This window comes from Belnapia rosea, assembly GCF_900101615.1.
GTDB classification, from domain to species: Bacteria; Pseudomonadota; Alphaproteobacteria; order Acetobacterales; family Acetobacteraceae; genus Belnapia; species Belnapia rosea.
The window spans coordinates 101,411-126,508 of record NZ_FMZX01000003.1 but is presented as its reverse complement, the minus strand read 5'-3'; the positions used below and the strand labels follow the sequence as shown (position 1 = coordinate 126,508).

General features: G+C 72.6%; 28 protein-coding genes. 18 read left to right on the top strand and 10 right to left on the bottom strand.

Annotation, left to right across the window (positions count from 1 at the left end):
- The first annotated feature begins 28 nt into the window (after window positions 1-28).
- The 14 genes from BLR02_RS09490 to fabG all read left to right on the top strand — a co-directional run bounded on the left by BLR02_RS09490 (window position 29) and on the right by fabG (window position 11,652).
- A complete protein-coding gene (locus BLR02_RS09490; protein WP_176849468.1) occupies window positions 29-790 on the top strand; it encodes a class I SAM-dependent methyltransferase in 762 nt (253 codons plus the stop codon).
- Window positions 787-1,452: a methyltransferase domain-containing protein gene (locus BLR02_RS09485; RefSeq protein WP_090662621.1), complete on the top strand. Its 666-nt coding sequence runs from the start codon at window positions 787-789 to the stop codon at window positions 1,450-1,452. Before BLR02_RS09490 ends, BLR02_RS09485 begins: the two co-directional genes overlap by 4 nt.
- A complete protein-coding gene (locus tag BLR02_RS09480; protein ID WP_090662619.1) occupies window positions 1,449-2,291 on the top strand; it encodes a MipA/OmpV family protein in 843 nt (280 codons plus the stop codon). Before BLR02_RS09485 ends, BLR02_RS09480 begins: the two co-directional genes overlap by 4 nt.
- 113 nt (window positions 2,292-2,404) lie before the next feature.
- Entirely contained in the window at window positions 2,405-2,704 is a 300-nt protein-coding gene (locus BLR02_RS09475) for a phosphopantetheine-binding protein (protein WP_090564333.1), read from the top strand.
- A 4-nt stretch (window positions 2,705-2,708) separates the two neighbouring features.
- Window positions 2,709-3,164 (top strand): hypothetical protein, encoded by a 456-nt coding sequence (locus BLR02_RS28530; protein ID WP_143018081.1) that lies wholly within the window; start codon window positions 2,709-2,711, stop codon window positions 3,162-3,164.
- Window positions 3,154-4,479: an AMP-binding protein gene (locus tag BLR02_RS09470; protein WP_143018080.1), complete on the top strand. Its 1,326-nt coding sequence runs from the start codon at window positions 3,154-3,156 to the stop codon at window positions 4,477-4,479. Before BLR02_RS28530 ends, BLR02_RS09470 begins: the two co-directional genes overlap by 11 nt.
- Window positions 4,476-4,766, top strand: coding sequence for a 3-hydroxyacyl-ACP dehydratase FabZ family protein (locus tag BLR02_RS09465; protein ID WP_090564337.1), 291 nt, complete (start codon window positions 4,476-4,478; stop codon window positions 4,764-4,766). Before BLR02_RS09470 ends, BLR02_RS09465 begins: the two co-directional genes overlap by 4 nt.
- On the top strand, window positions 4,748-5,659 hold the full coding sequence (locus tag BLR02_RS09460; protein ID WP_090564339.1) for an LpxL/LpxP family acyltransferase: 912 nt from the start codon (window positions 4,748-4,750) through the stop codon (window positions 5,657-5,659). The genes BLR02_RS09465 and BLR02_RS09460 overlap by 19 nt, the downstream gene beginning before the upstream one ends.
- On the top strand, window positions 5,656-6,222 hold the full coding sequence (locus BLR02_RS09455; RefSeq protein ID WP_090662615.1) for a LolA-related protein: 567 nt from the start codon (window positions 5,656-5,658) through the stop codon (window positions 6,220-6,222). Before BLR02_RS09460 ends, BLR02_RS09455 begins: the two co-directional genes overlap by 4 nt.
- Window positions 6,219-8,519, top strand: coding sequence for an MMPL family transporter (locus BLR02_RS09450; protein WP_090662612.1), 2,301 nt, complete (start codon window positions 6,219-6,221; stop codon window positions 8,517-8,519). Before BLR02_RS09455 ends, BLR02_RS09450 begins: the two co-directional genes overlap by 4 nt.
- Window positions 8,512-9,717, top strand: coding sequence for a beta-ketoacyl-ACP synthase (locus BLR02_RS09445; RefSeq protein ID WP_090662611.1), 1,206 nt, complete (start codon window positions 8,512-8,514; stop codon window positions 9,715-9,717). The genes BLR02_RS09450 and BLR02_RS09445 overlap by 8 nt, the downstream gene beginning before the upstream one ends.
- Window positions 9,714-10,505 carry a beta-ketoacyl synthase chain length factor gene (locus BLR02_RS09440; protein WP_176849467.1) on the top strand — a complete coding sequence of 264 codons (792 nt, stop codon included), beginning with the start codon at window positions 9,714-9,716 and terminating at the stop codon, window positions 10,503-10,505. Before BLR02_RS09445 ends, BLR02_RS09440 begins: the two co-directional genes overlap by 4 nt.
- Window positions 10,499-10,918, top strand: coding sequence for a hydroxymyristoyl-ACP dehydratase (locus tag BLR02_RS09435; RefSeq protein ID WP_176849466.1), 420 nt, complete (start codon window positions 10,499-10,501; stop codon window positions 10,916-10,918). Before BLR02_RS09440 ends, BLR02_RS09435 begins: the two co-directional genes overlap by 7 nt.
- Complete coding sequence (fabG, locus tag BLR02_RS09430; protein ID WP_090662607.1) at window positions 10,915-11,652, top strand: 3-oxoacyl-ACP reductase FabG; 738 nt, start codon at window positions 10,915-10,917, stop codon at window positions 11,650-11,652. Before BLR02_RS09435 ends, fabG begins: the two co-directional genes overlap by 4 nt.
- Before the next feature lie 69 nt (window positions 11,653-11,721).
- On the opposite strand, the gene BLR02_RS09425 is transcribed toward fabG, so the two are convergent.
- Window positions 11,722-12,108 carry a hypothetical protein gene (locus tag BLR02_RS09425; RefSeq protein ID WP_090662605.1) on the bottom strand — a complete coding sequence of 129 codons (387 nt, stop codon included), beginning with the start codon at window positions 12,106-12,108 and terminating at the stop codon, window positions 11,722-11,724.
- Window positions 12,109-12,221: 113 nt separating this feature from the next.
- Here BLR02_RS09425 and BLR02_RS09420 point away from each other — a divergent pair, with 113 nt between their 5' ends.
- Both BLR02_RS09420 and BLR02_RS09415 read left to right on the top strand, forming a co-directional pair.
- Window positions 12,222-12,428, top strand: coding sequence for a hypothetical protein (locus BLR02_RS09420; protein WP_090662603.1), 207 nt, complete (start codon window positions 12,222-12,224; stop codon window positions 12,426-12,428).
- A gap of 9 nt (window positions 12,429-12,437) precedes the next feature.
- A complete protein-coding gene (locus tag BLR02_RS09415; protein WP_090662600.1) occupies window positions 12,438-13,427 on the top strand; it encodes an alpha/beta hydrolase in 990 nt (329 codons plus the stop codon).
- Here BLR02_RS09415 and BLR02_RS09410 read toward each other — a convergent pair whose 3' ends face one another.
- The 7 genes from BLR02_RS09410 to BLR02_RS09380 form a co-directional block, all read right to left on the bottom strand.
- Complete coding sequence (locus BLR02_RS09410; RefSeq protein WP_090662598.1) at window positions 13,428-14,729, bottom strand: NAD(P)/FAD-dependent oxidoreductase; 1,302 nt, start codon at window positions 14,727-14,729, stop codon at window positions 13,428-13,430.
- 67 nt (window positions 14,730-14,796) lie between these two features.
- A complete protein-coding gene (locus BLR02_RS09405; protein WP_090662596.1) occupies window positions 14,797-16,866 on the bottom strand; it encodes a DUF6212 domain-containing protein in 2,070 nt (689 codons plus the stop codon).
- Window positions 16,863-19,520, bottom strand: a complete 2,658-nt coding sequence (locus BLR02_RS09400; RefSeq protein WP_090662594.1) for a glycosyltransferase — start codon at window positions 19,518-19,520, stop codon at window positions 16,863-16,865. The genes BLR02_RS09405 and BLR02_RS09400 overlap by 4 nt, the downstream gene beginning before the upstream one ends.
- 27 nt (window positions 19,521-19,547) lie before the next feature.
- Window positions 19,548-20,717 (bottom strand): glycosyltransferase family 4 protein, encoded by a 1,170-nt coding sequence (locus BLR02_RS09395; protein WP_090662592.1) that lies wholly within the window; start codon window positions 20,715-20,717, stop codon window positions 19,548-19,550.
- Window positions 20,714-21,277 carry a 16S rRNA (guanine(966)-N(2))-methyltransferase RsmD gene (gene rsmD / locus BLR02_RS09390; RefSeq protein ID WP_090564362.1) on the bottom strand — a complete coding sequence of 188 codons (564 nt, stop codon included), beginning with the start codon at window positions 21,275-21,277 and terminating at the stop codon, window positions 20,714-20,716. Before rsmD ends, BLR02_RS09395 begins: the two co-directional genes overlap by 4 nt.
- Complete coding sequence (locus BLR02_RS09385) at window positions 21,274-22,050, bottom strand: pseudouridine synthase (protein ID WP_408735513.1); 777 nt, start codon at window positions 22,048-22,050, stop codon at window positions 21,274-21,276. Before BLR02_RS09385 ends, rsmD begins: the two co-directional genes overlap by 4 nt.
- A 17-nt stretch (window positions 22,051-22,067) precedes the next feature.
- Window positions 22,068-22,784, bottom strand: a complete 717-nt coding sequence (locus BLR02_RS09380; RefSeq protein ID WP_090564366.1) for a gamma-glutamyl-gamma-aminobutyrate hydrolase family protein — start codon at window positions 22,782-22,784, stop codon at window positions 22,068-22,070.
- 45 nt (window positions 22,785-22,829) lie between these two features.
- Here BLR02_RS09380 and BLR02_RS09375 point away from each other — a divergent pair, with 45 nt between their 5' ends.
- The gene (locus BLR02_RS09375) at window positions 22,830-23,273 is read left to right on the top strand and encodes a nucleoside deaminase (RefSeq protein WP_176849464.1); all 444 of its coding nucleotides are present in this window, start codon (window positions 22,830-22,832) and stop codon (window positions 23,271-23,273) included.
- 1 nt (window position 23,274) lies between these two features.
- Here the strand turns inward: BLR02_RS09375 and BLR02_RS09370 are convergent, their stop codons facing one another.
- Window positions 23,275-23,454, bottom strand: coding sequence for a hypothetical protein (locus BLR02_RS09370; protein ID WP_090564368.1), 180 nt, complete (start codon window positions 23,452-23,454; stop codon window positions 23,275-23,277).
- A 226-nt stretch (window positions 23,455-23,680) separates the two neighbouring features.
- Between BLR02_RS09370 and BLR02_RS09365 the strand changes: the two genes are divergently transcribed.
- Window positions 23,681-24,652, top strand: a complete 972-nt coding sequence (locus tag BLR02_RS09365) for a Bug family tripartite tricarboxylate transporter substrate binding protein (RefSeq protein WP_090564370.1) — start codon at window positions 23,681-23,683, stop codon at window positions 24,650-24,652.
- Here the strand turns inward: BLR02_RS09365 and BLR02_RS09360 are convergent.
- A complete protein-coding gene (locus tag BLR02_RS09360; protein WP_090564372.1) occupies window positions 24,649-25,098 on the bottom strand; it encodes a DNA polymerase III subunit chi in 450 nt (149 codons plus the stop codon). The genes BLR02_RS09365 and BLR02_RS09360 overlap by 4 nt on opposite strands.

The following is a 25,098-nucleotide window of genomic DNA, read 5'->3' as shown; positions in this document are numbered from 1 at the left end:
GGCGGTTCGGTCGCCGGAGGAAGCTAGCATGTCAGGGGGCGGGCCGGCCGCTGCCTATCCGGCCCCGCATCCGACTTTAACGGAATATTACAAAAGCGCCGAAGATCGGGATGGCTTCGTCCGCACGCTGTTCGACCAGGCGGCGGGTTCCTACGACCGGATCAACACGGCCTTCTCCCTCGGCTCCGGCGCCTGGTACCGGCGCCGCGCCCTGCTCCAGGCCGGGCTGCGGCCGGGGCAGCGGATGCTGGACGTGGCGATCGGTACCGGCCTCGTGGCGCGGGAGGGGATGCGCATCCTCGGCCGGCCGGGCGCCGTCACCGGCCTCGACCTCAGCGAGGGAATGCTGGCTGAGGCGCGGCGCAGCCTCGCCATCCCGCTGATCCGCGGCCGGGCGGAGGCGCTGCCGGTGGCGGATGCCAGCTTCGACTTCCTCAGCATGGGCTATGCGCTGCGGCATGTGCCCGATCTCGGGGCCGCCTTCGCCGAGTACCGCCGCGTGCTGCGCCCGGGCGGCCGGCTTCTGCTGCTGGAGATCGGCCGGCCGGAAGGGTCCCTCGCCTACCGCGCCGCGCGCTTCTATCTCGGCCGCGTGGTGCCGGTGCTGAGTCGCTGGTTCGGCGGTGGCGCGCGAGCCGGGCTGATGATGCAGTACTACTGGGACACCATCGATGCCTGCGTGCCACCGGCCACCATCCTCGAGGCCCTGACCGCCGCGGGATTCACCGAAGCAAGCTGCGACACCCAGCTCGGCCTGTTCCGCGCCTACAGGGCGGAACGCCCGGCATGAGCAGCGGGCTGGCCGACCCCGCCATCCTGGCCCGGCAGGTGGCGGGCCTCTATGCCGGGGCCTCGCGCTTCGCCCAGGGCTATGTCGGCGGCAAGCTGCGGGGCGACCCGGCGAGCCGCGCCGTGCTGGACCATGCGGTGGCTACACCCTTCGGCCATGTCGCCGATCTCGGCTGCGGCCGCGGCCAGCTTGGCCTCGCGCTGTTGACAGCAGGGCTGGCGACCCGCGTCACCGGCCTCGACCGGGACGCCGCCAAGCTGGCCGAGGCGGCACGGGCCGCGGCGCGGCTGCCGGCCGGGTTCACCGTTGCGGAACTGAGCGCGGCCATGGTGCCGGACTGCGACACCGCCCTGCTGATCGACGTGCTCTATCAGCTGCCGGTGCCCGTGCAGCGCCCCCTGCTGGCGGCGATGGCGGAGCGGGCGCGGCAGCGTGTGCTGATCCGCGCCTTCGATCCGGATCTCGGCTGGCGCAGCACGATCGGCCTTGCCATGGAACGTGCCGGGCGGGCCGTCCGGCGCGACCGCAATGCCATCGCACCGCTGCCGCTCGCCGAGGTGGCGGCCCCCTTCGCCGCCGCCGGCTTCGCCGTTTCCGTTGCGCCCTGCTGGGGGCGGACGCCGTTGCCGAATGTGCTGCTGGTCGCGGAGCGTCAGCGATGAGGGCAGCGCTCGGGCTGCTGCCCATCCTGCTTGCGACCGGGGCAGCGGCGCAGGAGGTCCGCCGGCCGCTGCTGGAGCTTGGCGTCTTCGGCGGCGGGGCGCTGCTGCCGGACTATCCGGCGGCGGGACAATCGCACTGGCGGGCCCTCGCCCTGCCTTGGGTCATCTATCGTGGCGAGTTGCTGAAGAGCGACGAGCGCGGCATGCGCGGCCGGGTCTACCGCGATCGGGACCTGGAGCTGACGATCAACTTCAACGGTGCCCTCGGGACCAATTCGCGGGACAACCGCGCGCGGCAGGGCATGCCGGATCTCGACTATCTGGGCGAGGTCGGTCCTTCGCTGCGCTGGGTAGCCTGGCGGGATTCAGCGCGGGCGACGCGCCTCACGCTGGAGGCGCCGGTGCGAGCCGTCTTCTCCACCGATTTCTCCAGCACCCATTTCCGCGGCTTCGTCCTGGCGCCGGAGATGGCGGTCGAACGCTCCGGCCTCGGCCGGCCGGAGGCACGGCTGCGCGCGGGGATCGGCCCGGTCTTCGCCTCGGGCCGGTTGATGGATTACTGGTACCGCGTCGGCGGCAGCGATGTCCGGCCCGGCCGGCCCGCCTATGATGCCACCGGCGGATATCTGGGCCTGCGCTTCCAGTTCTCCTACCGCCTGCCGGTGACGGAGCGGATTTCGCTGACGGCGGGCGGGCGGCTCGAGAATTTCTCCGGCGCGACCAATGCGGGCAGTCCGCTCTTCCGCCAGGAATTCAACGCGACGGTCGTCGGCGGCCTCTCCTTCGCCCTCTACCGGACGGAGGCAATGGTGGCCTCGGCGGCGGAGCCCTTCGATTGATCCGCAAACTGTGTGGCCCGCTTCCTTGCCACCGCGGGTAACGCTCTGATATCGATGGCAAGAGCCCGTAACACCCGCCAACGCCAGCGCCACAGCAAGGTTCACACGGTTCCATGCCTGACGGCACGACGACGTCCACCATTTCCGCCACCGGGTTGCTTCCGCAGGAACTCGAGGTGGCGCAGCTGATCGTGAGCGCGCTGTCGCTCGAGGTCGCGCCCGAGGAGATCGAGCCGGAAGCCCCCCTGTTCCATGATGGGCTCGGCCTCGATTCGATCGATGCGCTGGAATTGGCCCTGGCCATCTCCAAGGCCTATGAGGTCAAGCTGCGTTCCGATGATGAGCGCAACCACCGCATCTTTGCCTCCCTCCGCAGCCTGACGGCGCATATTGAAAAGCACCGGGCGCGCTGAGCGCATGCCGAGCGGGCGCCGCCTGGCCAGGCTGCTGCTGCTGGTCGCGGCCTCGGTCGTCCTGGCTGTCCTGCTTGCCGGCAACCCGGTCGCTGCGGCGATTGGCAATGCGGCAGTAGCGGCGCGTTTCGGCCTCACCCTGCTGCCAGGGCGGGAGCCGTTGATCTCGCATTACAGCCGCTTCGACGCGGCGGGACAGCCCGAGGGCGGCTATACCCGGGCCTTGACCCTCGCCTGGGCGCTGCTGCTCGGCGGCTTCGCGCTGGGCCATGCGGTCGTGGCGCTGGCGGGCTGGAAGGATGCCGGGCTGGCGGTGGCGGAGCCGGTGGTCTGCCTCCTGGTCTTCTGCGGTGAGCATGCGCTGCGCAACCGCCGCTTCCCACAGCTTGGCCGGGCGACGCCGCTGCGCACCCTGCGCGCGATCGGCCTGGCCCATGGCCTCGTCCGCCATGCCGCCTGAGCAGGACCTGCCGCTGACCAGCCGAGGCGGGGCGGAGGTGATCTGCCACCGCCCGGCCGGGCCGGTTACCATCCGCCGCTTCCTGGGCGAGGCCGCGGCGCTGGCCCGGCGGCTGCCGGCCTCGGGCCATGCGGTCAATCTCTGCGCCGACCGCTACCGCATGCTGCTGGGCTTCGCCGCGGCGCTGCTGCGTGGCCATCCGACCCTGCTGAACGCCGACCCCTCGCCGCATCGCCTGCAGGCGCTGGCTGCGGCCTATCCCGGCACCTACCTTCTGGCCGATACGCCGATCGCCACCGCGCTGCCGCTCGTCCCGGTGGGGGAGGAGCAGGCGGTGGACGGCCTGGGCGAGCCCCCGCGCATCCCGGCCGGGCGGGTGGTCGCCATCGCCTTCACCTCCGGCTCGACCGGCCAGCCAACCGCCCATCCGAAGCCCTGGGGCGCGCTGGTCGCCGCCGCCCTGGCCGCCGCTGAACGCTTCGGCCTGCGCCCGGAGGACGGGCCGCCCAGCAGCGTGCTCGCCACCGTACCGCCGCAGCACATGTACGGGTTCGAGACCACCATCATGCTGCCGCTGCAGGCCGCCCTCGCCTGCCATGCGGGCGAGGCCTTCTTCCCCTCGGACGTCCTGGATGCGCTGGACGCCCTGCCGCCGCGCCGGTTGCTGGTGACGACGCCGCTCCATCTCCGCGCCCTGCTGGCCGAGGGGCGGCGGCCGGCGCCGCTCTCCGCCGTCATCTCCGCCACCGCGCCGCTGGCCATGAGCATGGCCGAGGCCGTGGAGCGGGACTGGGGCGTGCCGATGCTCGAGATCTACGGGGCGAGCGAGGCCGGCTCCATGGCCAGCCGCCGCACCGCCTTCGAGCCGGACTGGCTGCCCTATCGCGGCATCCGCATGGGCCAGGGCGAGGTCGAGGTGCCGGGCCTCGGCGCCGTGCCGCTCGCCGACGCGACGGAGCCGGCGCCGGGCGGCCGCTTCCGCCTGCTCGGACGACGGGCTGACCTGGTGAAGCTCGGCGGTCGCCGCGCCTCGCTGGCTGAGCTCAACCGGCTGCTGGCCGAGGTGGAGGGCGTCGAGGATGGCGTCTTCGTGGCGCCCGAGGATATCGAGCGCAACCCCGCGGCCCGGCTCAGTGCCTATGTCGTCGCGCCGGGGCGGAGCGCCGAGGAGATCCTGTCCGCGCTCCGGCTGCGGCTGGAGCCGGTTTTCCTGCCCCGGCCTTTGGTGCTGGTGCCCGCCCTGCCCCGCAACGGGCTCGGCAAGCTGACACAGGCGGCGCTGGCCGAGCTGCGGATGGCGGCGGCCGGGCCTTGACCCCCGCCACGATCCGGTTCGAGGTCCCGCCCGGCCATCCGGCGCTGGCGGGCCATTTTCCCGGCCGGCCGATCCTGCCCGGTGTGGTGCTGCTCGATGCGGTGCTGCAGGCGGCAGGGCTTGGCCAGGCGCATCTGGTGCGGGCGAAATTCACCGCTCCCGTGCTGCCCGGGGATGCGGTGGAGATCGCCCTGACGCCGCGCGCGGGCGGGCGGACCGGCTTCGTCTGCACCTGCGGCGGCAAGACCGTTCTCTCCGGCGAGCTGGCATGCGAACCGGCGCCTTAGACTGGGTGAATGTGCCGGAGCGCGGCAGCGTCCGGCTGGCCCGCTTCATGGTCTGGCTGGTTCATCATGTCGGCTGGTGGCCGGGCCATGTGCTGCTCTACCCGATCGCGCTCTATTTCCTGCTGTTCTCGCCGCGGCAGCGGCGGGTGGCGCGGCGCTCCCTCGGCCGGTCCCTGGGGCGCGAGGCCGGCTTCGGCGATCTCTTCCGCCTCTATTTCGCCTTCGCCTCCACCATTCTCGACCGCGCCTTCCTGGTGACGGGCCAGACCGGGCGCTACCGGATCGAGGTGCATGGGCTGGAGGCGTTGAAGGCCCGCATCGCCGAGGGCCGTGGCTGCCTGCTGCTCGGCGCCCATATGGGCAGCTTCGAGGCGCTGCGGGCGGTGGCCGATGCCGGCAGCCCGGTCGAGGTCGCGGTGCTGATGCATGAGGCCAATGCCGCCCGGCTCAAGGCGGTGTTCGATGCGCTGGGCGGGGCGAGGCGGCAGGAGACCGTCATTCCCCTTGGCACCACGGATGCCATGCTGCGGGCGCGGGAAGTGTTGGAACGTGGCGGCATGGTCGGCCTGCTGGCCGACCGGGCGCCGCGCGGCGAGCGGATGCAGCTCGTCCCCTTCCTGGGGCAGGAGGCGCCGCTGCCGACCGGGCCGCATGTGCTGGCGGCGGTGCTCGGCGCACCGGTGATGCTCGCCTTTGGCCTCTGGCGCGGGCCACGGCATTACGAGGTGCGCTTCGAGCCCTTCGCCGATGCCCCGCCGCCTGGCCGCGCGGGGCGGGAGGCGCTGGTGGCCGAGCGCGTCCGCCGCTATGCGACGCGGCTGGAGGCGTTGTGCCGGCAGTATCCCTACAACTGGTTCAATTTTTACGATTTCTGGCAGGAGCGTGGGCGATGAGGCGGGGCTTCCTCCTGCTGTCCCTGCTTGCCCTCGCTGCTCCGGCCCGGGCGGAGGACCCGGCGCTGGTCCGGCTGATGCAGGGCTTCGCCGCCCAGCCGCGCTCGGAGGCCCGCTTCACCGAGGAGAAGGCCATCCCCGAGCTCGACCTGCCGCTGCCGAGCGAGGGCATGCTCCGCTGGCAGGCGCCGGACCGGTTGGAGAAGCACACCACCTCCCCCATCGAGGAGGTTCTGCGCGTCGAGGGCGGACGGCTGCTCTATGAGCGGCCGGACCGGGGCATCCGCCGCGAGTTCAGCCTTGAGGACCAGCCCGAGATGCGGGCGCTGGTCGAGGCGGTGCGCGGCACGCTGGCCGGCAACCTGGCCTCGCTGCAGCGCCACTATGAGATCGGCTTCACCCCCGAGGACTCGGCTGGTCCCTGGCGCATGGTCCTCACCCCGCTCTCGGTCCGGCTGCGGGCCGCGGTGCAGCGCATCCTGGTCAGCGGCCGCGGCGCCCAGGTGCGAAGCATCGACACCGAGGGTGGCGGCGGTGTGACCCGCATGCAGATCACCCCGTGAGGCGGCTGGCCGCGGCGCTGCTGCTGCTGGCGGTTCTGGGTGGGGTGCTGGGGACGCAGGTTGGCATCCGGGCCGATCTCGCGGAATTCCTGCCCCCCGGCCGCAGCCCGGCCAGCGCCTTCCTGTTCCGGGAATTGCAGAGCGGCGCCGCCACCACCCTGCTGCTCGCCGGTATCGAAGGGGCGGAGCCGGCGGAGCTGGCGAGGGTTTCACGGGAAACAGCGGCGGGGCTGCGTGCCTCCGGCCGGTTCGACTTCGTCGGCGACGGCACCACGACGCTCGGTGAGGCGGAGCAGGCACTGCTCTTCCGCTACCGCTACCTGCTCTCGCCCGAAACGCGGCCCGGGGCCTTCACCGCCGCGGCTCTCCGGCCGAAGCTGGAGGCGCTGCTGGAGGGGCTTCGGACGGCGGCCTCGCCGCTGCTGGCCCGCGTTGGCTTCGCCGACCCGACCGGTGCCTTCCTCGGCCTCGCCCGCGCCTTCGTGGCGGAGAGCCGGTTGGAGACGCGCGACGGCGCCTGGTTCGCCACCGAAGGCCCACCGCGTGCGCTGCTGATCGCCCGCGCGCGGAGTGGCGCCGGGTTGGATGCCGAGGCGCAGGGGGAGGCCGTCGCCACCTTCCGCGCCGCCTTCGCGGCGGCGAAGCCCGGCCCCGCCCGGCTGCTGCTGAGCGGCCCCGGCGTCTTCGCCTCGGAAGCCGCAGCGGCGATCCGCGCCGATATCCGCCTCATCACCCTGGCCTCGGCCGGGCTGCTGGCCGCCTTCCTGCTCTGGCGCTACCGGTCCCTGCTCCTGCTCGGCCTGGTCGCCGTGCCGCTGGCGGCAGGGACCATCGCCGGCTTCGCCATGACGGCGCTGGTCTCCAACGGGGCGGTGCAGGGGATCGCGCTCGGCTTCGGGATGACCATGCTCGGCGTCACCGTGGACTACCCGCTTCTGCTGGCGAGCCTTCGGCGGCCGGAGGAGGCATTGAGGGATGCAGCGCGTCGGATCTGGCCGACGCTGCGCCTTGCGGCCGCCTCGGCCGCGCTGGGGCTGGCCGCCATGCTGGGTTCGGGCTTTCCCGGCCTCGTTCAGCTCGGCGTCTTCGCCGGAACGGGGCTGCTGGCGGCGGCGGCAACCACGCGCTGGGTGCTGCCCTGGCTGCTGCCGGGTGCACGGATCGCGGCACGGCCCTTGCCCCGGCCGATCCGGGCGGCGCTCGGCGCGCTGCGGGGCCGGCGAGGGCTGGCCGGCGGGGTGATGCTCGGGGCGGCGGTGCTGCTGCTGGCGCTCGGCGGGCCGGCCTGGCAGCGCGACCTCGCGGCGCTCAGCCCGGTGCCGCGCGCGGCCCAGGCCCTGGACGGGGAGCTGCGCCGCCAGCTCGGCGCGCCGGATGTGCGGGTGCTCTTCGCCCTCGGGCCAGGCACGGAAGCCGAGGTGCTGGCAGCGTCGGAGCGACTGGCGGAGGCGGCCGCGCCGCTGCTCGGCCACGCCCTTCAGGGGATCGACCTGCCCAGCCGCTACCTGCCCGCCGAGGCCACTCAGCGCGCCCGCCAGGCCGCCCTGCCCGCACCGGAGACGGCCCAGGCCGCGCTGGCGGAGGCGATGGCAGGGCTGCCCTTCCGCCCCTCCGCCTTTGCCCCCTTCCTCGCCGCCATCGCTGAGAGCCATGGGCTGCCGCCCCTCACCGCCACCGCCCTCGCGGCCGGGGCGCCGACCCTCGCGGCCCGTCTCTCGCCGTTGCTCTCCCGCCGGGGCGAGGCGGTGCAGGGCGTGGCCCTGGCCCAGGGGGTTGCGGATCCGGCCGCGCTCGCCGATCTGGCGCGGCGGCTGGACGACCCGAAGATCCTTTTCATCGACGTGAAGGCGGAGACGGAGGGGCTGCTCGATGCCTATGGACGGGCCACCCTGCTCTGGGCGCTCGCCGGGGGCGTGCTGGTGCTGGGGCTCCTGGGCCTTGGCCTCGGCTCGCCCTGGCGGGCGCTCCGGGTGGCCGGGCCGATCGGCGGGGCGCTCCTCGTCACCCTGGCCGTGCTCACCCTGCTCGGGGAGGCGCTGACCCTGTTCCACCTCGCCTCGCTCTTGTTGCTCGCGGGGCTGGCGATTGACTATTCTCTTTTCCTTGCCGGTGACGCGACCGACGATACGATGGGAGCCATCTTGAACTGCGCCACCTCGACCCTGCTCACCTTCGGCCTGCTGGCCTTTTGTGGAACACCGGTGCTGCATGGGATTGGCCTGACGGTCTCGATCGGGGTGGCGAGCGCCTTCCTCCTGGCCTGCGCCCTGGCGCCGAAGATCCCGGCCCATGCCTGACACGCGCCTCTGGCCGCTGAGCCTCGCGGCTGCCACCACCGTCACTGCCCTCGGCGCCGGCATCGCGCCGCTGCGCCGGGCCCTGCATGCGCGGGAGGGCGGGCTCCGGCCGAGCGCCTTCCCGGGCGGGCCGGAGGATATCTGGGTCGGCCAAGTGCCGGAGGTGGAGGCGGTCGAGCTGCCGCCCGAGCTCGCCGGCTTCGCCTGCCGCAACAACCGCCTGGCCGAGATGGCCCTGCGGAGCGACGGCTTCGCCGAGGCGGTCTCGGTGGCCGCGGCGCGGCATGGGCCGGACCGGGTGGCGGTGGTGCTCGGCACCAGCACCGCCGGCATCGAGGAGACCGAGCAGGCCTATCGCCAGCGCGATGCCGCAGGCGCATTGCCGGCGAGCTTCAACTATGCCGGCTCCCATGATCTGCAGAGTCTGCCCGCCTATGTGCGCGCCCGGCTCGGCCTGCGCGGCCCGGCCTTCGCCATCTCCACCGCCTGCACCTCCGGCGCACGCTCCATGCTCGAGGCCGCCGCGCTGATTGCCTCCGGCGTCGCCGACGCGGTGGTGGCGGGCGGCGTCGACAGCCTCTGCCGGCTGACCCTGCACGGCTTCACCGCCCTCGAGCTGCTCAGCCGTGGCGGCCCCACCCGGCCCTGCGCCGCCGACCGGGACGGCATCTCCATCGGCGAGGCGGCCGGCCTCGTCCTGTTGATGCGGCCGGAGGACGGCCCGCCCGGCGCGCCATTGCTCCTCGGCGCGGGCGCGAGCAGCGACGGGCACCACATGTCCTCCCCGCACCCGGAGGGGCTCGGCGCCGTCAGCGCCATGCGGGCGGCATTGGCGGCGGCGGGGTTGACGCCGGGCGAGGTGGACTATGTCAACCTCCATGGAACCGGCACCCGCGCCAATGACGCCATGGAGGACCGGGCCGTGCACCACCTCTTCGGCGACGGCACCCCCTGCAGCTCGACCAAGGGCTGGACGGGGCATGCGCTCGGCGCTTCCGGCGCGGTGGAGGCGGTCATCGCCATGCTCTGCCTCGAGGATGGGCTGGTACCCGGCTGCCTTGGCGTCAGCATGCCCGACCCGGAATTCCGCAGCGCCGTCGCCACCGCCAATGCGGTGCGGCTGCTGCGGCGCGTGGCGAGCAATTCCTTCGGCTTCGGTGGCAGTAATTGCTGCCTGGTGATCGGCCGGGCGGCGTGAATTGCTGGATCTGCGGGGTCGCGGTCCTTGGTTCCGGCCTGCCGGGTTGGGCGGCGAGCGAGGCGGCCCTGGCCGGCACGGCACCCTGGAGCCCGGGCGACGTCGTGCCGCCCCCTCCTCCCCTGCTCCCGCCCACCGAACGGCGCCGGACCAGCCCGGCGGTGCGCCTGGCGCTGGCCGTCGCGGCGGAGGCTACGGCGGGCATCGCGGACCGCGCGGCACTCGAGACGGTCTTCGCCAGCAGCAATGGCGACGGCGCGGTGGTGGGTGGCATCCTGGAGGCGCTGCACGCGCCGGGAAGCATCGCCCTCTCGCCGACGCAGTTTCATAATTCGGTCCATAATTCGGCGGCGGGCTACTGGCACATCGCCGTCGGTTCGGTCGCCCCTTCGGTGAGCCTCGGCGGGCATGACGGCAGCTTCGCCGCCGGGCTGCTGACCGCCGGCATCGCGGTCGCAGCACGCGGGGCGGCGGTACTGCTCTGCGCCTACGACCTGCCGCTGCCGGCGCCGCTCGCGGCGGTTCGGCCGACCGGGCCCGGCTTCGGCACCGCGCTCGTGCTGCGGCCGGCGCCGACCGAGGGTGCGCTGGCCCGGCTCTCGCTGCGTCACGTCGCCGAGCCGGCGCCGGCGCCGGCACCCGCCGATGCGCTGGACGCGCTGGCGGAGGGCAACCCGGCCGCCCGCGCCCTGCCCCTGCTGCGGGCGCTGGCGGCGCGGCGGCCGGCGCGGATCGGCCTGGCGCTCTCCGCCGACATGCATCTCGCCCTCGATCTCGCTCCGTGCTGAACCGCGAGGCCATCGCGGCGCTGGTGCCGCACCAGGGCGCCATGTGCCTGCTGGACCGCGCCCTGTCCTGGGATGCCGAGCGCATCCTCTGCGAGGCGGACAGCCATGCCCTGGGTAGCAACCCGCTCCGGCGCGGCGGGATGCTGCCGGCGGTCTGCGGCCTCGAATTCGCCCTGCAGGCCATGGCCCTGCACGGCGCGCTCAGCGCCGGCGGCGTGCCGCAGCGGGCCGGCTTCGTCAGCAGCCTGCGCGACGTGCGGATGGGCACGGCACGGCTCGACACCATCGCCGGGCCATTGCGGATCGAGGCGGTGGCGCTGGTCGCCGAGGCAGGCGGTTTCATCTACCGCTTCGAGATTGCAGGCGAGGGGCGGAGCCTGTTGAGCGGCCAGGCAGCGGTGATCATCCCATGACCGAAGCTTCCCCCGGGCGCCGCGCCCTGGTCACCGGCGGCGCCAGCCCGATCGGCGCCGCCATCTCCCGCCGGTTGGCCGCCGAGGGGCATGAGGTGCTGATCCACGCGCATGCCGGGCTCGACCGCGCCGAGGCGCTGGCCAGGGAGTTGCGGGCGGCTGGCGGCCGCGCCAGCGCCTTCGCCGCCGACCTCACCGACATGCCGGCCACCGCGGCCGTGCTGGAGGCGCTGCTGGAGCCGGCGCCGGTGCAGATCCTCGTCCACAATGCCGGCACGCATGACGACGCCCCGCTCGCCGGGATGAGCGAGATGCAGTGGCGCAGCGTCGTCGATGTCTCGCTGAACGGCTTCTACGCGGCGCTGCGCCCCCTGATCCTGCCGATGATCGGCACGCGCTGGGGCCGCATCATCGCCATCTCCTCCATCAGCGGCCTCATGGGCAATCGCGGCCAGGCGAATTACGCGGCCGCCAAGGCCGGGCTGATCGGGGCGGTGAAGACGCTGTCGCTGGAATATGCCTCGCGCGGCGTGACCGCGAATGCCGTGGCACCCGGCATCATCGAAAGCCCCGCCGTGGCGGCGGCGATGCCGCGCGAGCGCATCGCCCAGCTCGTCCCGGCGAAACGTGCCGGGCGGCCGGAGGAAGTAGCCGACCTCGTCGGCTTCCTCGCCTCCGACCGGGCCGGCTACATCACCGGCCAGGCGATCGCCATCTCCGGCGGCCTCGGCTAAAGCGCGTTGTTCAGGCGAGCAAACTACCCCGATCGGATGGTCCCATCCGACCTGGGTATGCTCCAAGCGTCAGGAGCGGCCGGGATTGGCGCCCGACTGCACCAGGATGGCGTTCTGCAGGTTGCGTATCCAGCTGTTGTAGTTCCGGTGGATGGTCCCGCCATTGTATTCGAGGTTGCTGCTCGAGGCGTAGCGGATGCTGAAGCGCCGCGTGTCGTAGGGGATGTCGACCACGGCCTGATGGGTCCTGAGATTCAGGGTGCCACGCATCAGTCCCGGCCCCTGATCCTGCATGATCCAGCCGAGGCCGGCCCCGGCCCGGCGGATCTCCGCGGCGCGTTGCGCCAGCGATCCCTGGCCGACGAACTCGCCGCCGCCCTGCTCGATCGGCACGGTGCGGGCACAGCCGACAAGCGCCAGGACGGCGCCGGCGAAGACCAAACGACGGAGCATCATGGGTGACGTTCTCCCTGTTGTCCGGCCTGAAGCTAGCGGAGCGCCAGCGGCCTTGCCACCAGCCGGGGCAGGCCATATCCCATCGGCATCGTCCTGTGGGAGATGATGAGCCCATGTCCGCCCCTCTCCGCCGCCTGGCCCTGGCCACGCTCTGCCTGCTGGCCGCCGCTGCCTGCCAGAGCCGCCAGCCAGCGACCCGGGCCGGCGAGGCGATCGACCGCACGGGCACGCAGACCGGCCAGGCGCTCGGCCGTGCGGCGAATTCCACGGGCCAGGCGCTGGAGCGGGCCGGCCATTGGATGCAGCGGCGCACGGAGTGATTGCCAGCCATGGCGGCCTCGCGGCGGCTCTGCCTGCTGGCCCTGCTCGGGGCCACAGGCTGCACGCCCGTGGTGATCCCGGCCGGCCTGCCCGACCGGCCACCGGCCATCGGCACCAAGGCCTTCGTCACCGCGGATGGGGCGCGGCTGCCCTATACCTCCTGGCTGCCGGAGGGTCCGCCCCGCGCCGTCCTGCTCGGCCTGCACGGCTTCGGTGACTACTCCTTCAATTTCTTCGACATCCCCGCCCCCCTTTTCACCAGCCAGGGCGTGGCCGTCTTCGCCTATGACCAGCGCGGCTTTGGCGCCGCGCCGCATCGGGGCTACTGGCCAGGAACGGCAACGCTGGTCGCCGACGTCACGGCTGTCGCGCGCCTGCTGGCCGCGCGCTATCCGGGCGTGCCGGTCTTCCTCGCCGGCGAAAGCATGGGGGCTGCAGTGGCGCTGGTCGCGGCGACCTCGGCCGACCCGCCGCCGGTAGCCGGGCTCATCCTGCTGGCGCCGGGGGTGCGAGGGCGGGCGGCGATGGGCGCCTTCGCCCGCCAGACCCTGGAAATCGCGGCCCATGCCATCCCGGCTGTCGGCTTCAGCGGCTCGGCGCCCGGCTTCTCGCCCACCGACAATCCCGAGGCCATGCGCCGCTGGTCCTCCGACCCGTTGACCGCGCGGACCTTCCGCGTCGATCTCGTCTATGGACTGGTCGAGCTGATGGACCGGGCGCTGGAGGCGGCGCCGCGGCTGCGGGCACCGACGCTGGTGCTCTATGGCGGAGAGGACCGGATCGTGCCCGAGGGGCCGGTCCGCCGGTTGCTGCGAACCTTCGACCCGGCGGCGCCGGTCCGCCTCGGCTTCTACCCGAAAGGCCACCACCTGCTGCTGCGGGACAAGGAGCGGGCGGTGGCGGCCGGGGATGCCCTCGCCTGGATGGCGTCGCCGGAGGCGCCCCTGCCCTCGGGCGCCGAGGCGGCGGGCCAAGCCTGGCTGGCGACGACGGAGTAGCTACTCCGCTGCGGCAAGGGCGGGCGGCGGGCCCTTCTCCGGCATGGCGGGGCCGAGCCCGACGCGGTGCAGTGCGGACAGCGTGTGGTACACCACCTTGAAGCTCAGGATCGGCACCGCCGCGCGCCAGGAGCCACGGAGGTTGCCGGCCAGCATGTTGATGATGCCGTCCCGCATCCAGAGCGTGTTCTTCGGCGCCATGAAGAGCGAGCGCATAACCGGGTCGTTGATCCGGTAGATCAGCCAGGAGATGCGGTCCATGGCGCGGGCCAGCTCCTGGTTCGTGCGCTCGGCCATGCGCTGGCCCCGCGCCGGATCATCGAGCCAGCAATGCGCGGTCTCGGCACCCAGCTCGCCGGCCGTCATCGCCATCAGCACGCCGGTCGAGAACATCGGGTCGACGAAGCCATAGGCATCGCCGATCATCAGGTAACCCTCGCCATTCCCTTGCCGTGCCCGGTAGCTGTAGTTGCCGGTGGCATAGACCTCGGAGGCGATCTCGGCGCCCCGCATCCGCGCTGCGACGGTCGGGCTCGAGGCGATGCGCTGGAGCAGAAGGTCGCTTGCGCTGCCCTGCCGCCCCTTCCACGCCGCCTGGTTGCCGACGAAGCCGACGCTCATCACGTCGCCCGGCAGCGGGATCAGCCAGAACCAGCCGTCTTCGGCCAGGTGGATGCTGATATAGCCCTCCAGCTCGCCCTCACGCCGCTCGACATTGCGGAAATGGGCGTAGCTGGCGGCGGTGTTGTTGTACTTGTTGCTGCTCTTCACCTTGAGGCGGCCGGCGAGGAAGGTGTCCCGCCCCGAGGCGTCCAGCACGTAGCGCGGGCGGATGCTGATCGCCTGTCCGTCCGGCCCCTGCGCCGTGACGGTGGCCCGCTCGCCGGGCGGCGCGAACTGGATGTCGGTGACGCGGGTGCGCTCCATCGTCGTGGCGCCCAGACGGGCCGCGTTGGCGAAGAGCAGGCGGTCGAATTCGGAGCGCCGTACCTGCCACGCATGGGTACGCTGGCGGTCGAGTGCCTTGGCGAAGGGGAAGGCGCAGCTGCGCCCGGTGCGGTCGGACACGAATTCCGCCCCCGGCTTGTGGACGCCGATGCCGCGCACCGCCTCCAGCACGCCGAGGCGTTCCAGGATGTCGAGATTCCTTGGCAGCAGGCTCTCGCCGATATGGAAGCGCGGGTGGCTTTCCTTCTCGACCAGGGTCACCTGCCGGCCGGATTGGGCCAGCAGCGCGGCGGCGGTCGAACCGGCGGGACCACCGCCGATCACCAGGACATCGGGCGCGAGGGCGTTCTGCATGAGGCGGAGATTTCCAAGGCCCAACCGTTGGCGTCAAGCCGGCACCGACGTGGTCCTCAACAATCCTTCAGCCTGCCGGCACCTTCATCGCGTCGGCCAGTCGGCGGGCGAGGCGCAACCACAGCGCCTCCTCTGCCGCCGCCTGGGGCGCTTCCCGTACCGCGCGGGCGACGGCGTCGGGCAGCAGCCGGACCATCGCGGCCAGCATGTGCCGGTCCCGCTCCTGCGGCAGGCGGTCGAAAGCCTCGCCGGCGAGGTCACCCTCGCGCACCAGCAGGAAGGGCCCCCAGCTATCGGCCTCGGCGCTGGGCCAGGTGGAGAACATGGTGGGCCAGCCCTCGCGGGCACGGAATTCGAGCACCGGCCCCTCGCCGCGAAGCGCCAGCTTGAAGCGGAGCACCGGCCAGCTTCGCGGCCCGGCCAGCACACCCTCCAGCCAGATATCGAGATGGCGATATCCGCCATCCGGGGTGACGAAATACTCCTGCAGCCGGACGATGGCCGCACTTGGGCCGGAAGGGGCGGGTTGGCTGGCGGTGGCGGCGACCGGGCGCTTCGGCGGTGCGACGGGCACCGGACCCGCCGCCCGCGGAGGCGGGGCGGGGCGGATCGGCGCGGACGGCTTCGGGGCGGGCAGCGGCTGGCGCGGCGCCGGAACGGGAGGCGGGCACAGGTCACGGAAGCCGAGCAGGTCGGACCATTCAACGCGCAGGGGCTGGCCCGGCACCTGTCCGGCATGGCGCAGCACCAGCACCACCGTCATGCTGCGTGGCGCGTTCAACGGCAGGGCGAGGGGCAGCAGCAGCGGCCCCCCCTCTGCCCCGGCGCTGCGCCAGCCGCTCCAGCGCGCTTCCGGCCCATCGAGGACGAGATCGCTTTCGAGCGCCAGCGGCATGCCATCCGGTTGCAGCCAGAGCGCGGCCTCGAGCTGGCCGGCATCGCCGCGCGCGACGGCAACCTCCGCCTGCAGCAGGTCGAGCCCGTTCACCGGCACGGCAGGCAGCACGATGACCAGTTGCTTGCCGGGGCCGAAGCTTGCCACCAGCCGCGGCGCCTCGGTGCCCAGGGCCATCCAATCCACCTGGCCAACCGGGAAGCGCGCGCCTTCCCAGACCTGGGCGGGCAGCCGCATCGGCACGCCGGGCGCGGCGAGCGCCTGGCCGATCGCCTCCGCATCCCAATAGGCCGGGACGACGAAGCGGCGGCCGAAGGGCGCGGTCCAGAGCCGGAGGGCAAGGGCACGTTCCTGCGCCGGGCCGCCGCGCACCGCCAGCGCGCGCTCCGGCGCCGTCTGCCGGTCGTCCAGGGAGAGTGCCAGCACATCCCCCAGCTCCAGCTCGGCGGTGAGGTCGAGGCAGGCCGTCTCCCGCACCGGGCCAAGCGGGGCCGGCAGGTCGAGCACCAGCCAACCTGGTACCAGCGCCTCGCCCGGCACCAGCCAGGCGCCGAAGACGCGGCCGCTCTCGGCGCCATAGAGCCGCAGCCGGAGCAGTCCGGCCGGGGCCACCTGGGCCTCGCGCACATGCACGGCAAGGCAGGCCAGCCCCTCGAGCTTGAGGCCGAGCGCCTGCCCGGCGGCGAGGCGCCCATCCTGCGTCGTCACCGCATGGCCGGCCGCCGAGGGCTGGAGCGCCAGGGCCTGGCTGAGGCCTGCCGGAGGGCCGCTGCGGCTGCTGTGCTGGATCAGCGAGACCATGGCCTCGCGGCTTTCCTCGGCTTCCTGCCGGGCGGCGGCGAGGGCGCGGTGCAGCACCGCCGTTGCGGCCGCCTGTCGCGACAGCGCGGCGAGCGCCAGCCGGGCGAGTTGCGGCAGCGCCGCCTCGGCATCGGCGGCCTCGATCACAGGCGGCGTTTCGGGTCCGGCACAGGACCACCAGGCGAGCAGCGGCACGGCGAGGGTGGCATCAGGCGTCACCACCGCCAGGGCCGAGGCCGGCGGCACCGGCACCGGCACACCCGGCCCTTCCGCCCCGCTACCCGGGCGGTGCAGCCGCAGCCCACCCGCCTGCCGCGTGACCTGCCAGACCGAGAGGCCGGGCAGCGCGAGCGGGGCGGGATTCACCCCCTCCATCGCCAGCAGGGCGGGGATGCCATCGAACAGGGCGGCAAGGTCGGTCGCGGCGATCGACAGGGTCATCCGGGCATCCCAGGGCTTGCGGCTGGCGACGGCCGGTCCGGCGGCACCAGCTTGTCCAGGTGATCCATGAATTCCTGCATCCGCTCCGGCCATCCACAGGCGGCGAGGCGTGCGGCGGCGGCAGCGCCGATGGCGGCAAGCTGCGTCCGGTCCTCGGCGAGCCGCGCCAGGGTCGCGAGGAAGCCGGCGATGATTGCCTCTTCCGGCTGGTGATGCGGGATGAGGAAGCCATCCTCCTCATGCCGGATCACCTCGGCAACCGCGCCGACACCGGTCGCGATGACGGTGCAGCCCATGCGCTGCGCCTCCAGCACCACCAGCGGCACACCCTCGAAGCGCGACGGCAGGACGAGGACATCCGCCCAGGCATAGAGCTCATCGAGCGCCTGCGGCTCGAAGACCGGCGGCTCGACCGGAACGCCGAGCTCCGGCTGGTTGGCATCCGCCAGCACCGCGCGGCCGACCACCCGCCAGCGCAGACCGAGCTCCTTGCTGCGGTCGATGATGGCGGCAAGGCGATCGAGACCCTTCTGCCAGTCCATCCGGCCGAGGAAGAGCACCTGCAGCGGCCGCCGGCGATGCCGCTGCCGGGCGCCCAGCGCCACGGCGATGCGGGCCGGGCGCGTGGCATAGCCCGGGGCGTTCGCCACCAGGTGCAGCTTCCGCGCCGGGATGCCGGCGGCGATGCACCAGTCCCGCAGCTGGCGCGAGATCACCATGATGCCGTCATAGGCATGCTCGTAGGAGGCCTGGACGTGCGGTGTGCCGCGCGGCTCACCATGCGGCCCGTGCTCGATGAGATGCAGCCCGCCGAAGGTGCGTATGCCAAGGCGGCGCAGCGGTGCCATCAGCGCCTGCCCGGCGAGCGAATGAACATTGATCAGCACATCGAGCGTGGCGAGCACCCCGAGCACGTCGCGCGCCGACTGGGAGCCACCGAAATGCGAGATGCCCGCGCCGAAATAGCCGCTCTCCCAGGCGACGGCCGCCTCGCCCAGGCCCTCCATCAGCATGACGGAATCGAAGGCTGCGGGAAAATCGGCACCACGGTCGATGCGCCCGCTGCCGAGAATGATGAGATGGGTCCGCCAGCCCCGCCGGCGCAGCACCGCGGCCTGGTTCAGGATGACCTTCTCCAGCCCGGCGAAGGAAAAGAGCGGCAGCAGGAAGCCGATATCGCGCCGTCCCGGCTGGCGCAGCCGCGGCAGCAGCGGGCCGAGGCCGATGGCTGCCTCGGCATCGGCCACCATGCGGCTGCGCGGCGGGCGGTATTCCCGCTTCCAATTGGCCGGCAGGCCACTGCGCTGGCGGCGAAGGCGGCCGAGGGCTGCGGCCTCGAGCAGCAGCAGGCGAAGCGGGATGGGGCTGGCGGCACTGCTCGGCACCGGCAGGCGGAGGCGCAGAAGCGCGGTGATCGGCTGCGGCTTCGGCGCCTGCAGGCTTTCGATCCAGGCCGGCGAGGGGTCGCCGGCTGCTTCCCACAACACCTGGCTGCGGGCGAGGATCAACGGCGCGGCCGTGACATGCCCATCGGCCGGGCCGGGTCGTTCGAGCGCCAGCATCGGCTCCGTGGTCGGGACGATCTCGAGGGCGACGAACTGCGCCTCCCGCAGCAGGCGCTCGCCCCACCAGAAGACCATGTGCAACACGCCGCTCTTGGTCAGCAGGTCGAGCACCGCGCTTTCGGTGAAGCAGAGGATGTCCGGGTGGTGGACGGCGCTCGGCTGCTCCATCGCGGCCGCCAGGCGCTCGCGCGCCAGGTTGGGGGAGAGGCATTGCCCTTCGGGCGCGGCAGGGTCGGCCACCAGGCGGATGGTGCCCTCATCCGGCATATGCAGGGCGAAGCGGGGGGCTTCCCGCGCCGCTTCGGCCAGCAGGTGCCGCGGCGCCAGCAGCGCCGCATGCTTCCGGTGCAGCAGGCCGAGCAGCAGCGGCCGCAAGCGTTCGGAGGCGGAGAGCATGCTCTCCGGCCGGCGGCGGTAGCGGAACCCGGCCTGTGGCAGGTGCTGGCCACGCCAGCCACGGCCGGCGGCGGAGAGCCAGAAATCCCAGTCCTCGAAGCCGTCGCGCATGGTCTCGTCGAAGCGCAGGCCGGTCTCGACCATCTTCCGGCGCACCACGCTGCCGGCCTCGCAGTAGTTGCAGGTCAGCAATTGCAGCAGGGAAAAGGCGCCGCCCGTGGTCCAGTGCTCCCGCCCACCGAACTCGTCGATATCCGGGTAGACCCAGCCTATCCCGTCCGGCGCTGCGTCCAAGGCCGCCAGGGCCCGGGCCAGGTAGTGCGGATGCAGGCGGTTGTCGGCATCGAGGAAATGCAGCGCGCGACAGGCGGGGAAGGCGCGGAGCGCAAAGTCGATGCCGGTGTTGCGCGCCGCCGAGAGGCCGCCATTCGGCCGCCGCAGCAGGAAGACCTGGCCGGGATGAAGGGCCGCGAGATCCAGCGCTACCTGCGCCGTCTCCGGGAAGGGGCAGCCGTCATCGACGACGATGACCGCGACAGGCGGGACCGATTGCTGGCCGAGCACGGAGAGGATCGCTTCCGGCAGCAGGCCGGGCTGGCGGTAGGCGGGGATGACCACGGCGATCTCGATGGCGCTGGCGGTCCAGGGCGCCGATGGTGTCGTCGCTGTCCACATGTCGGGCATCAGCTGCATCCGGGTCTTGCTTCCCGAGCGTTGAATTCAGCTGTCTCGGACAGGCACATCACCGATCAGGCCGCCCCGCAATTGCACGAAATACCTATCCAGCATCCAATCGACGCCGTACTGTTCGGCATAAGCGTGGGCCGCTTCGACCCGAGAGCCAGCGGCTTCTATGTCCTTGAATATCACAGAAATGTGAAGCGTCAAGTCAAGTATGGATTGCGATTTGCTCATCCAGGCAAAGCACTTCGCTAAACTTCCAAGACATTCCAGAGCCGCTTCGGTCGCCACTACCGGGCAACGGCGGGCCGCTGCCTCCAGGAAGACCAGGGGAAAACCCTCCAGCCGGGAGGGCAGCACCAGCGCATCCGCCGCCAGCAGCCAGTCCGCCACATCCGGCACGGCGCCGCGTAGCCGCAATGGCCCCTCGGACCGCGCGGCCGGATGCCCGGCGAGGCGTGGCATCAGCGGGCCCTCGCCCAGCGCCACCAGCGTGGCTCCCAGCACCGTGCGCAGGTGATCGGCCAGGGCCGGCAGCAGTTCCGCCCCCTTCTTGTCCTCGAGCCGGCCCGCGAAAAGCACCAGCGGCGCATCCGGCCCGAGCCCGAGCGCGGTCCTGCGGGCCCGACGTTCCGCCAGCCGGCGGGCCGGGTCCTCCGGTGGGACGGCGACGCCATTGGGCACGACCGTGACGCGGCCGCGGGCGAGGCCGAAAACGGCTTCCACCCGGCGCGCCACGGGGGCGGAAACCGCCACCCAGGTCAGAGGCGCGGCCAGCGCGGGCTGCACCAGCGCCGACGGCAGGACCTCCGGCTCGATCGGGGCGAGATGGACGATGGCGAGGCCCGGCGTCCGGGCGGCGGCCAGTGCCGCCTGCAGGCCGAGTCCATGGCTCGGCCAGGGCAGCGGCAGCAGCACCGCATCGGGCCGCAGCCGGGCCAGCAGCGCCGTCGCGGCGGCGGATTGGCGCCCGGCATTCGCCGCAAGCCCCTCCGCCTCACGCCAGCCAACCGCTGCGGCCTCGACCGCCACAGGGGCGAAAAGCGGCGCGAGCCCCTCCCGCAGCCCGGCCTCGGCGGCGACGGTGATGTCCACGCCCGCCGCTGCCAGGGCACGGACAAGGGTCGCCGTGTGCATCTCGGCGCCGCCAATTCCGGCCGAGGGCAGCAGCACCAGCAACCGGCGGAGGCGGCGGACCGGCCCGGTCATCCCGCTGCGGCGGGCCGCAGCACCAGCAGATGCGCGGCACCATGGGCGCGCTCGGCAAGCAGGGTGAAACCGGGCGGCGGGGCGGCGGTGCCGGCCGCGTATTCGGCGCAGATCAGCGCCTCCCCGCTGAACCATCCGGCCTGGGCCAGGGCGCCGAGCGCAGCCTCCATCAGCCCCTCGGCATAGGGCGGGTCGAGGAAGACCAGGCCGCAGGGCTCCGGTGCCCGCGGCGGCCGCGTGGCATCCGCGCCGAGCACGCTGCAGCGAGCCTCCTCGCGGCAGGCGGCGATATTGGCGCGCAGCGCGGCGAGGGCAGCGCGGTCGGTCTCGAGGAAACAGGCCCGGGCCGCGCCGCGCGACAGCGCCTCGAGCCCGAGCGCCCCGGTCCCGGCGAAGGCATCGAGCACCGTGGCACCCTCCACCCGCTCCCGCCCGCCCCAGGGGGCGTGCCAGAGCATGTCGAACAGCGCCTGGCGAACGCGGTCGGCGGTCGGCCGTGTCCCGGCGCCCGGCGGGGCCAGGAGGCGCCGCCCGCGATGCCGGCCGGCGATGATCCTCACCCCTCGGCAGGCCCCTGGGCGGCACGGCGCCGCGGCGGTGCTTCCTGCTGCAGGCCAAGCTGCTCGCGCAGCACCTTCGGATTCACCTCCTCCACTGCCCCGGCCGGCAGGGCGCCGAGTTGGAATGGACCGTAGGAGACGCGGATCAGGCGATTCACCGTGAGTCCGAGATACTCCATCACCCGCCGGATCTCGCGGTTGCGGCCCTCCTGCAAGGCGACGGTGAGCCAGGCATTGGCGCCCTTGCGGCTGTCGAGCCCGGCCTCGATCGGGGCGTAGCGCACGCCATCCACGATGATGCCGCGGCCAAGCGAGGCCAGCACCGCCTCGTCCACCATGCCGTTCACCCGCACGCGGTAGCGGCGGATCCAGCCATTGGAGGGCAGTTCCAGCCGGCGGGCGAGGGCGCCGTCATTGGTCAGCAGCAGCAGCCCCTCGGAGGTGAGGTCGAGACGGCCGACCGAGATCAGCCGTGGCAGGCCGGGCGGCATCGCATCGAAAACCGTCTTGCGGCCCTTCTCGTCGCGATGCGTCGTCACCAGCCCGTCGGGCTTGTGGTAGCGGAACAGCCGCGTGCGCTGGGCATTGGCGACGGGGCGGTTGTCCACCATCACCGCCTGGCCGGGCTGGACGAAGGTCGCCGGCTTGCCGATCACCTTGCCATCCAGCTTCACCCGGCCCTCGGCGATCATCCGCTCCGCATCGCGGCGGCTGGCGATGCCGGCGCGGGCCAGCCATTTGGCGATGCGCTCGCCGCGCTCGCCGTCCTCCATGTCCTCCTCGGCCTCGCTCATCCGCGGCAGGCCTGGACGAAGGCGGTGAAGATCAGCGGGTCGGCCGGGTCGACGGCATATTCGGGGTGCCACTGCACGCCGAGGGCGAAGCGATGGCCGGGATGCTCGACGCCCTCCACCACGCCATCGGGCGCCGTTGCGTTGACGAGCGCACCGGGCCCCGGCGTGGCGACCGCCTGGTGATGCGCGCTGTTCACCGCCATGCGCGGCTTGCCGATGATGCGGGCGAGCAGCGTGCCCTCCGCGATGGTGACTTCATGGCCAGGCTCATGGCGCGGATTCGGCTGCTCGTGCTCGATCTCGGTCCGGATGCTGTCCGGAATGTGCTGGATCAGCGTGCCGCCCAGCGCCACGGCCAGCAGCTGCTCGCCGCCGCAGATGCCGAGCACGGGCATGTCACGCTTCAGGGCGCCGCGCGTCACGGCCAGCTCGAAATCGGTGCGGCCCGCCTTCAGCGTGACGGTCGGGTGGGTGTCGCCGCCGCCATAGAGCGAGGGATCCACGTCGAAGGCGCCACCGGTGACCAGCAGCCCATCGATCTGGTCGAGATAGGCCTCGGCCAGCTCCGGGTGGTGCGGCAGGGCCATGGGCAGGGCGCCGGCCTCGGCCAGGGCGGCGAAGTAATTCTTCCGGAGCGCATACCAGGGCAGCTTGGAGTAGCCGCCGGGCTCCTCCGCATCCAGGGTGACGCCGATGATGGGACGGGTGCGCATGGCGCGTTGCTAGAACTTATCGCCGTGCCGGGGCAAGCTCGGCCCATGCCCTCGCCCATTGAAATCGCGCTGGAGGAAGCCCGCGCCGCCGCCGCGCGGGGCGAGGTGCCGGTCGGCGCGGTGGTGACGGATGCCGCCGGGCGCGTGTTGGCCCGGGCGGGCAACGAGGTGGAGGCGCGGCATGACCCCTCGGCCCATGCCGAGCTGCTGGCGCTGCGTGCGGCGGCCACGGCGCGGCGCGACAAGTTCCTCACCGACTGCACGCTGACGGTGACGCTGGAGCCCTGCCCGATGTGCGCCCAGGCGATCGGCTTCTTCCGCATCCGCCGTCTGGTCTTCGGCGCCTATGACCCGAAGGGTGGCGGTGTCGAGCACGGCGCCCGGATCTTCGCCGCCGCCTCCTGCCATCACGCGCCGGAGGTGGTCGGCGGCATACGGGAGGCGGAATGCGGCGTGGTGCTGCGCGAATTCTTCGCGGCGCGGCGGTGAGTTACGCTTTCGCCGCGGTCTTCGGGGCATCCGGTTGCGGTTGCGCCTCGGCCTCGGACACCTCGGCCTGCGGTGCGTCATTGCCCGTCGAGGTCGTGGACACGGCAGCGGCGCTGGCGAGGCCGGCCGAGAGGAGGATGCGCCGCAGGAAGTCACCCCATGGGTCGGTGCGCCGTTCCATGCGCCTCATCTCCCCGTCGGGCCGGTGCAGCGCGCAGCAGGTCTGCGTGGCATCTCTGGTCTCCTGCATCCGGGGGGAGGATGCCTGGTGGTTGTGTCATGATAACGGCAAAGTAGAAACCAAGTGTATCCCGAAGCTTGATCGAATGGATTAACACGGACACGAAGCGGTGATGTTTCGTTTCCGAATATTTCTGGATTTGTGACGTGGTTGGGGGAAACGAATGATGATCCGACGTCGCGCGCTGACTGCCGCGCCATGGCTGCTGCCGGGCCTCGCTGCGGCGCAGGATGCGCCCTGGCCGAACAAGCCGGTGCGCATCCTTCTCGCCTATCCGCCCGGCGGCAGCACGGATGTGCTGGCGCGTGCGCTCGCCGAGGCGCTGGGCCATGCCATCCCCGGCAGCAGCTTCGTCGTCGAGAACCGGCCGGGCGGCGCCGCCGTGGTCGGCACCCAGGCCGCGGCCACGGCGGCGCCGGACGGCTATACGCTGAGCCTCGGCAACAACCAGACCCATGCGGCGAATGCGGCGATGGTACGGGACCTGCCCTATCGCCCGATCGAGGATTTCGCCCCGATCGGGCGGCTGGCCGAGGTGCACCATGCGCTGGTCGTGCCCGCGAATTCACCGGCGCGGAGGCTGGCGGAGCTCGCCGCGCGCGGCAAGGGCGGCGGGCGGCTGACCTATGCTTCCTCCGGCGTCGGCTCGGCGAGCCATGTGATCGCCGAGAGCTTCGTCCGGCGAGAGGGGCTGGAGGCGACGCATGTGCCCTATCGCGGCGGCGCCCAGGCCACGACGGATACGGTCGGCGGCGTGGTGGACTTCTTCGTCTCCACCTGGCCGCAGGTGATGACGCTGGTGAAGGAGGGGCGGCTGCGCGGCTTGGGCATCGGCGCCCCGGCGCGGCTGCCGGAATTCCCCGATGTGCCGAGCTTCGCCGAGGCCGGCGCGCCCTACATGGCCGTCGATGCCTGGTTCGGCCTCTGGGCCCCGGCGCGGACACCGGCGCCGGTCATCCATCGCCTGTCCGAAGCGCTGCCGAAGATCCTGGCGGAGCCGGGCATGGCGGCGCGGCTGGCGACGCTGGGCTTCACCCCGGCGCCATTGCCGGCTGCCGAATTCGCCGCCTTCCAGCGGGCCGAGGTCGAGCGCTGGCAGGCGCTGGTGGCGCTGACGGGAATCCGGCTGGACGGCTAGGCCTTCTTCTCCCAGCCCCGCGCGCCCTGCTGCCAGTAGGACAGCGCATGCCCCGCCGCCTTGGCCGCGCTCCAGCGGCGGCGGGCGGCGGCGACCGCGGCCTCATCGGCGCCGTCGAAGAGGTCAAGCACGCGGTCATACTCGGCAAGGCGCGCGCTGTCGGCACCATCGACCAGCACGAGGAAGCGCGCATCATTCGGCGCCGGAGCATCCTCGGCGGTCAGCCAGATCGGCTGCATCGCCGCATGGCCGCTCCTGGCCGTGCCATGGGGCAGCCAATCGGGATCGGTGGATTTCCAGAGCGCATCATCCAGCGCCGCCACGCGTTCCTCGCTGCCGCACAGCACCACCGCCCGCCCGCCGGTGCCGAGCACGCGGCCGAGCAGCTTGGGCAGCGCCATCTCCAGCGGCAGCCGGGTGAGGTGGTAGAAGGCGATTTCGGCCAT

Bases quoted from the DNA above. Each gene is read 5' to 3' on its own strand.
- BLR02_RS09420 (WP_090662603.1), top strand. From the start codon at position 12,222: ATGTCCGCCCCTCTCCGCCGCCTGGCCCTGGCCACGCTCTGCCTGCTG.
- BLR02_RS09360 (WP_090564372.1), bottom strand. From the start codon at position 25,098: ATGGCCGAAATCGCCTTCTACCACCTCACCCGGCTGCCGCTGGAGATG.
- BLR02_RS09455 (WP_090662615.1), top strand. From the start codon at position 5,656: ATGAGGCGGGGCTTCCTCCTGCTGTCCCTGCTTGCCCTCGCTGCTCCG.
- BLR02_RS09485 (WP_090662621.1), top strand. From the start codon at position 787: ATGAGCAGCGGGCTGGCCGACCCCGCCATCCTGGCCCGGCAGGTGGCG.
- BLR02_RS09375 (WP_176849464.1), top strand. From the start codon at position 22,830: ATGCCCTCGCCCATTGAAATCGCGCTGGAGGAAGCCCGCGCCGCCGCC.
- BLR02_RS09425 (WP_090662605.1), bottom strand. From the start codon at position 12,108: ATGATGCTCCGTCGTTTGGTCTTCGCCGGCGCCGTCCTGGCGCTTGTC.
- BLR02_RS09460 (WP_090564339.1), top strand. From the start codon at position 4,748: ATGCGAACCGGCGCCTTAGACTGGGTGAATGTGCCGGAGCGCGGCAGC.
- BLR02_RS09405 (WP_090662596.1), bottom strand. From the start codon at position 16,866: ATGACCCTGTCGATCGCCGCGACCGACCTTGCCGCCCTGTTCGATGGC.
- BLR02_RS09365 (WP_090564370.1), top strand. From the start codon at position 23,681: ATGATCCGACGTCGCGCGCTGACTGCCGCGCCATGGCTGCTGCCGGGC.
- BLR02_RS09470 (WP_143018080.1), top strand. From the start codon at position 3,154: ATGCCGCCTGAGCAGGACCTGCCGCTGACCAGCCGAGGCGGGGCGGAG.
- BLR02_RS09475 (WP_090564333.1), top strand. From the start codon at position 2,405: ATGCCTGACGGCACGACGACGTCCACCATTTCCGCCACCGGGTTGCTT.
- BLR02_RS09400 (WP_090662594.1), bottom strand. From the start codon at position 19,520: ATGCAGCTGATGCCCGACATGTGGACAGCGACGACACCATCGGCGCCC.
- BLR02_RS28530 (WP_143018081.1), top strand. From the start codon at position 2,709: ATGCCGAGCGGGCGCCGCCTGGCCAGGCTGCTGCTGCTGGTCGCGGCC.
- BLR02_RS09380 (WP_090564366.1), bottom strand. From the start codon at position 22,784: ATGCGCACCCGTCCCATCATCGGCGTCACCCTGGATGCGGAGGAGCCC.
- BLR02_RS09385 (WP_408735513.1), bottom strand. From the start codon at position 22,050: ATGGAGGACGGCGAGCGCGGCGAGCGCATCGCCAAATGGCTGGCCCGC.
- BLR02_RS09415 (WP_090662600.1), top strand. From the start codon at position 12,438: ATGGCGGCCTCGCGGCGGCTCTGCCTGCTGGCCCTGCTCGGGGCCACA.
- BLR02_RS09370 (WP_090564368.1), bottom strand. From the start codon at position 23,454: ATGGAACGGCGCACCGACCCATGGGGTGACTTCCTGCGGCGCATCCTC.
- BLR02_RS09410 (WP_090662598.1), bottom strand. From the start codon at position 14,729: ATGCAGAACGCCCTCGCGCCCGATGTCCTGGTGATCGGCGGTGGTCCC.
- BLR02_RS09395 (WP_090662592.1), bottom strand. From the start codon at position 20,717: ATGACCGGGCCGGTCCGCCGCCTCCGCCGGTTGCTGGTGCTGCTGCCC.
- fabG (WP_090662607.1), top strand. From the start codon at position 10,915: ATGACCGAAGCTTCCCCCGGGCGCCGCGCCCTGGTCACCGGCGGCGCC.
- BLR02_RS09480 (WP_090662619.1), top strand. From the start codon at position 1,449: ATGAGGGCAGCGCTCGGGCTGCTGCCCATCCTGCTTGCGACCGGGGCA.
- BLR02_RS09445 (WP_090662611.1), top strand. From the start codon at position 8,512: ATGCCTGACACGCGCCTCTGGCCGCTGAGCCTCGCGGCTGCCACCACC.
- BLR02_RS09490 (WP_176849468.1), top strand. From the start codon at position 29: ATGTCAGGGGGCGGGCCGGCCGCTGCCTATCCGGCCCCGCATCCGACT.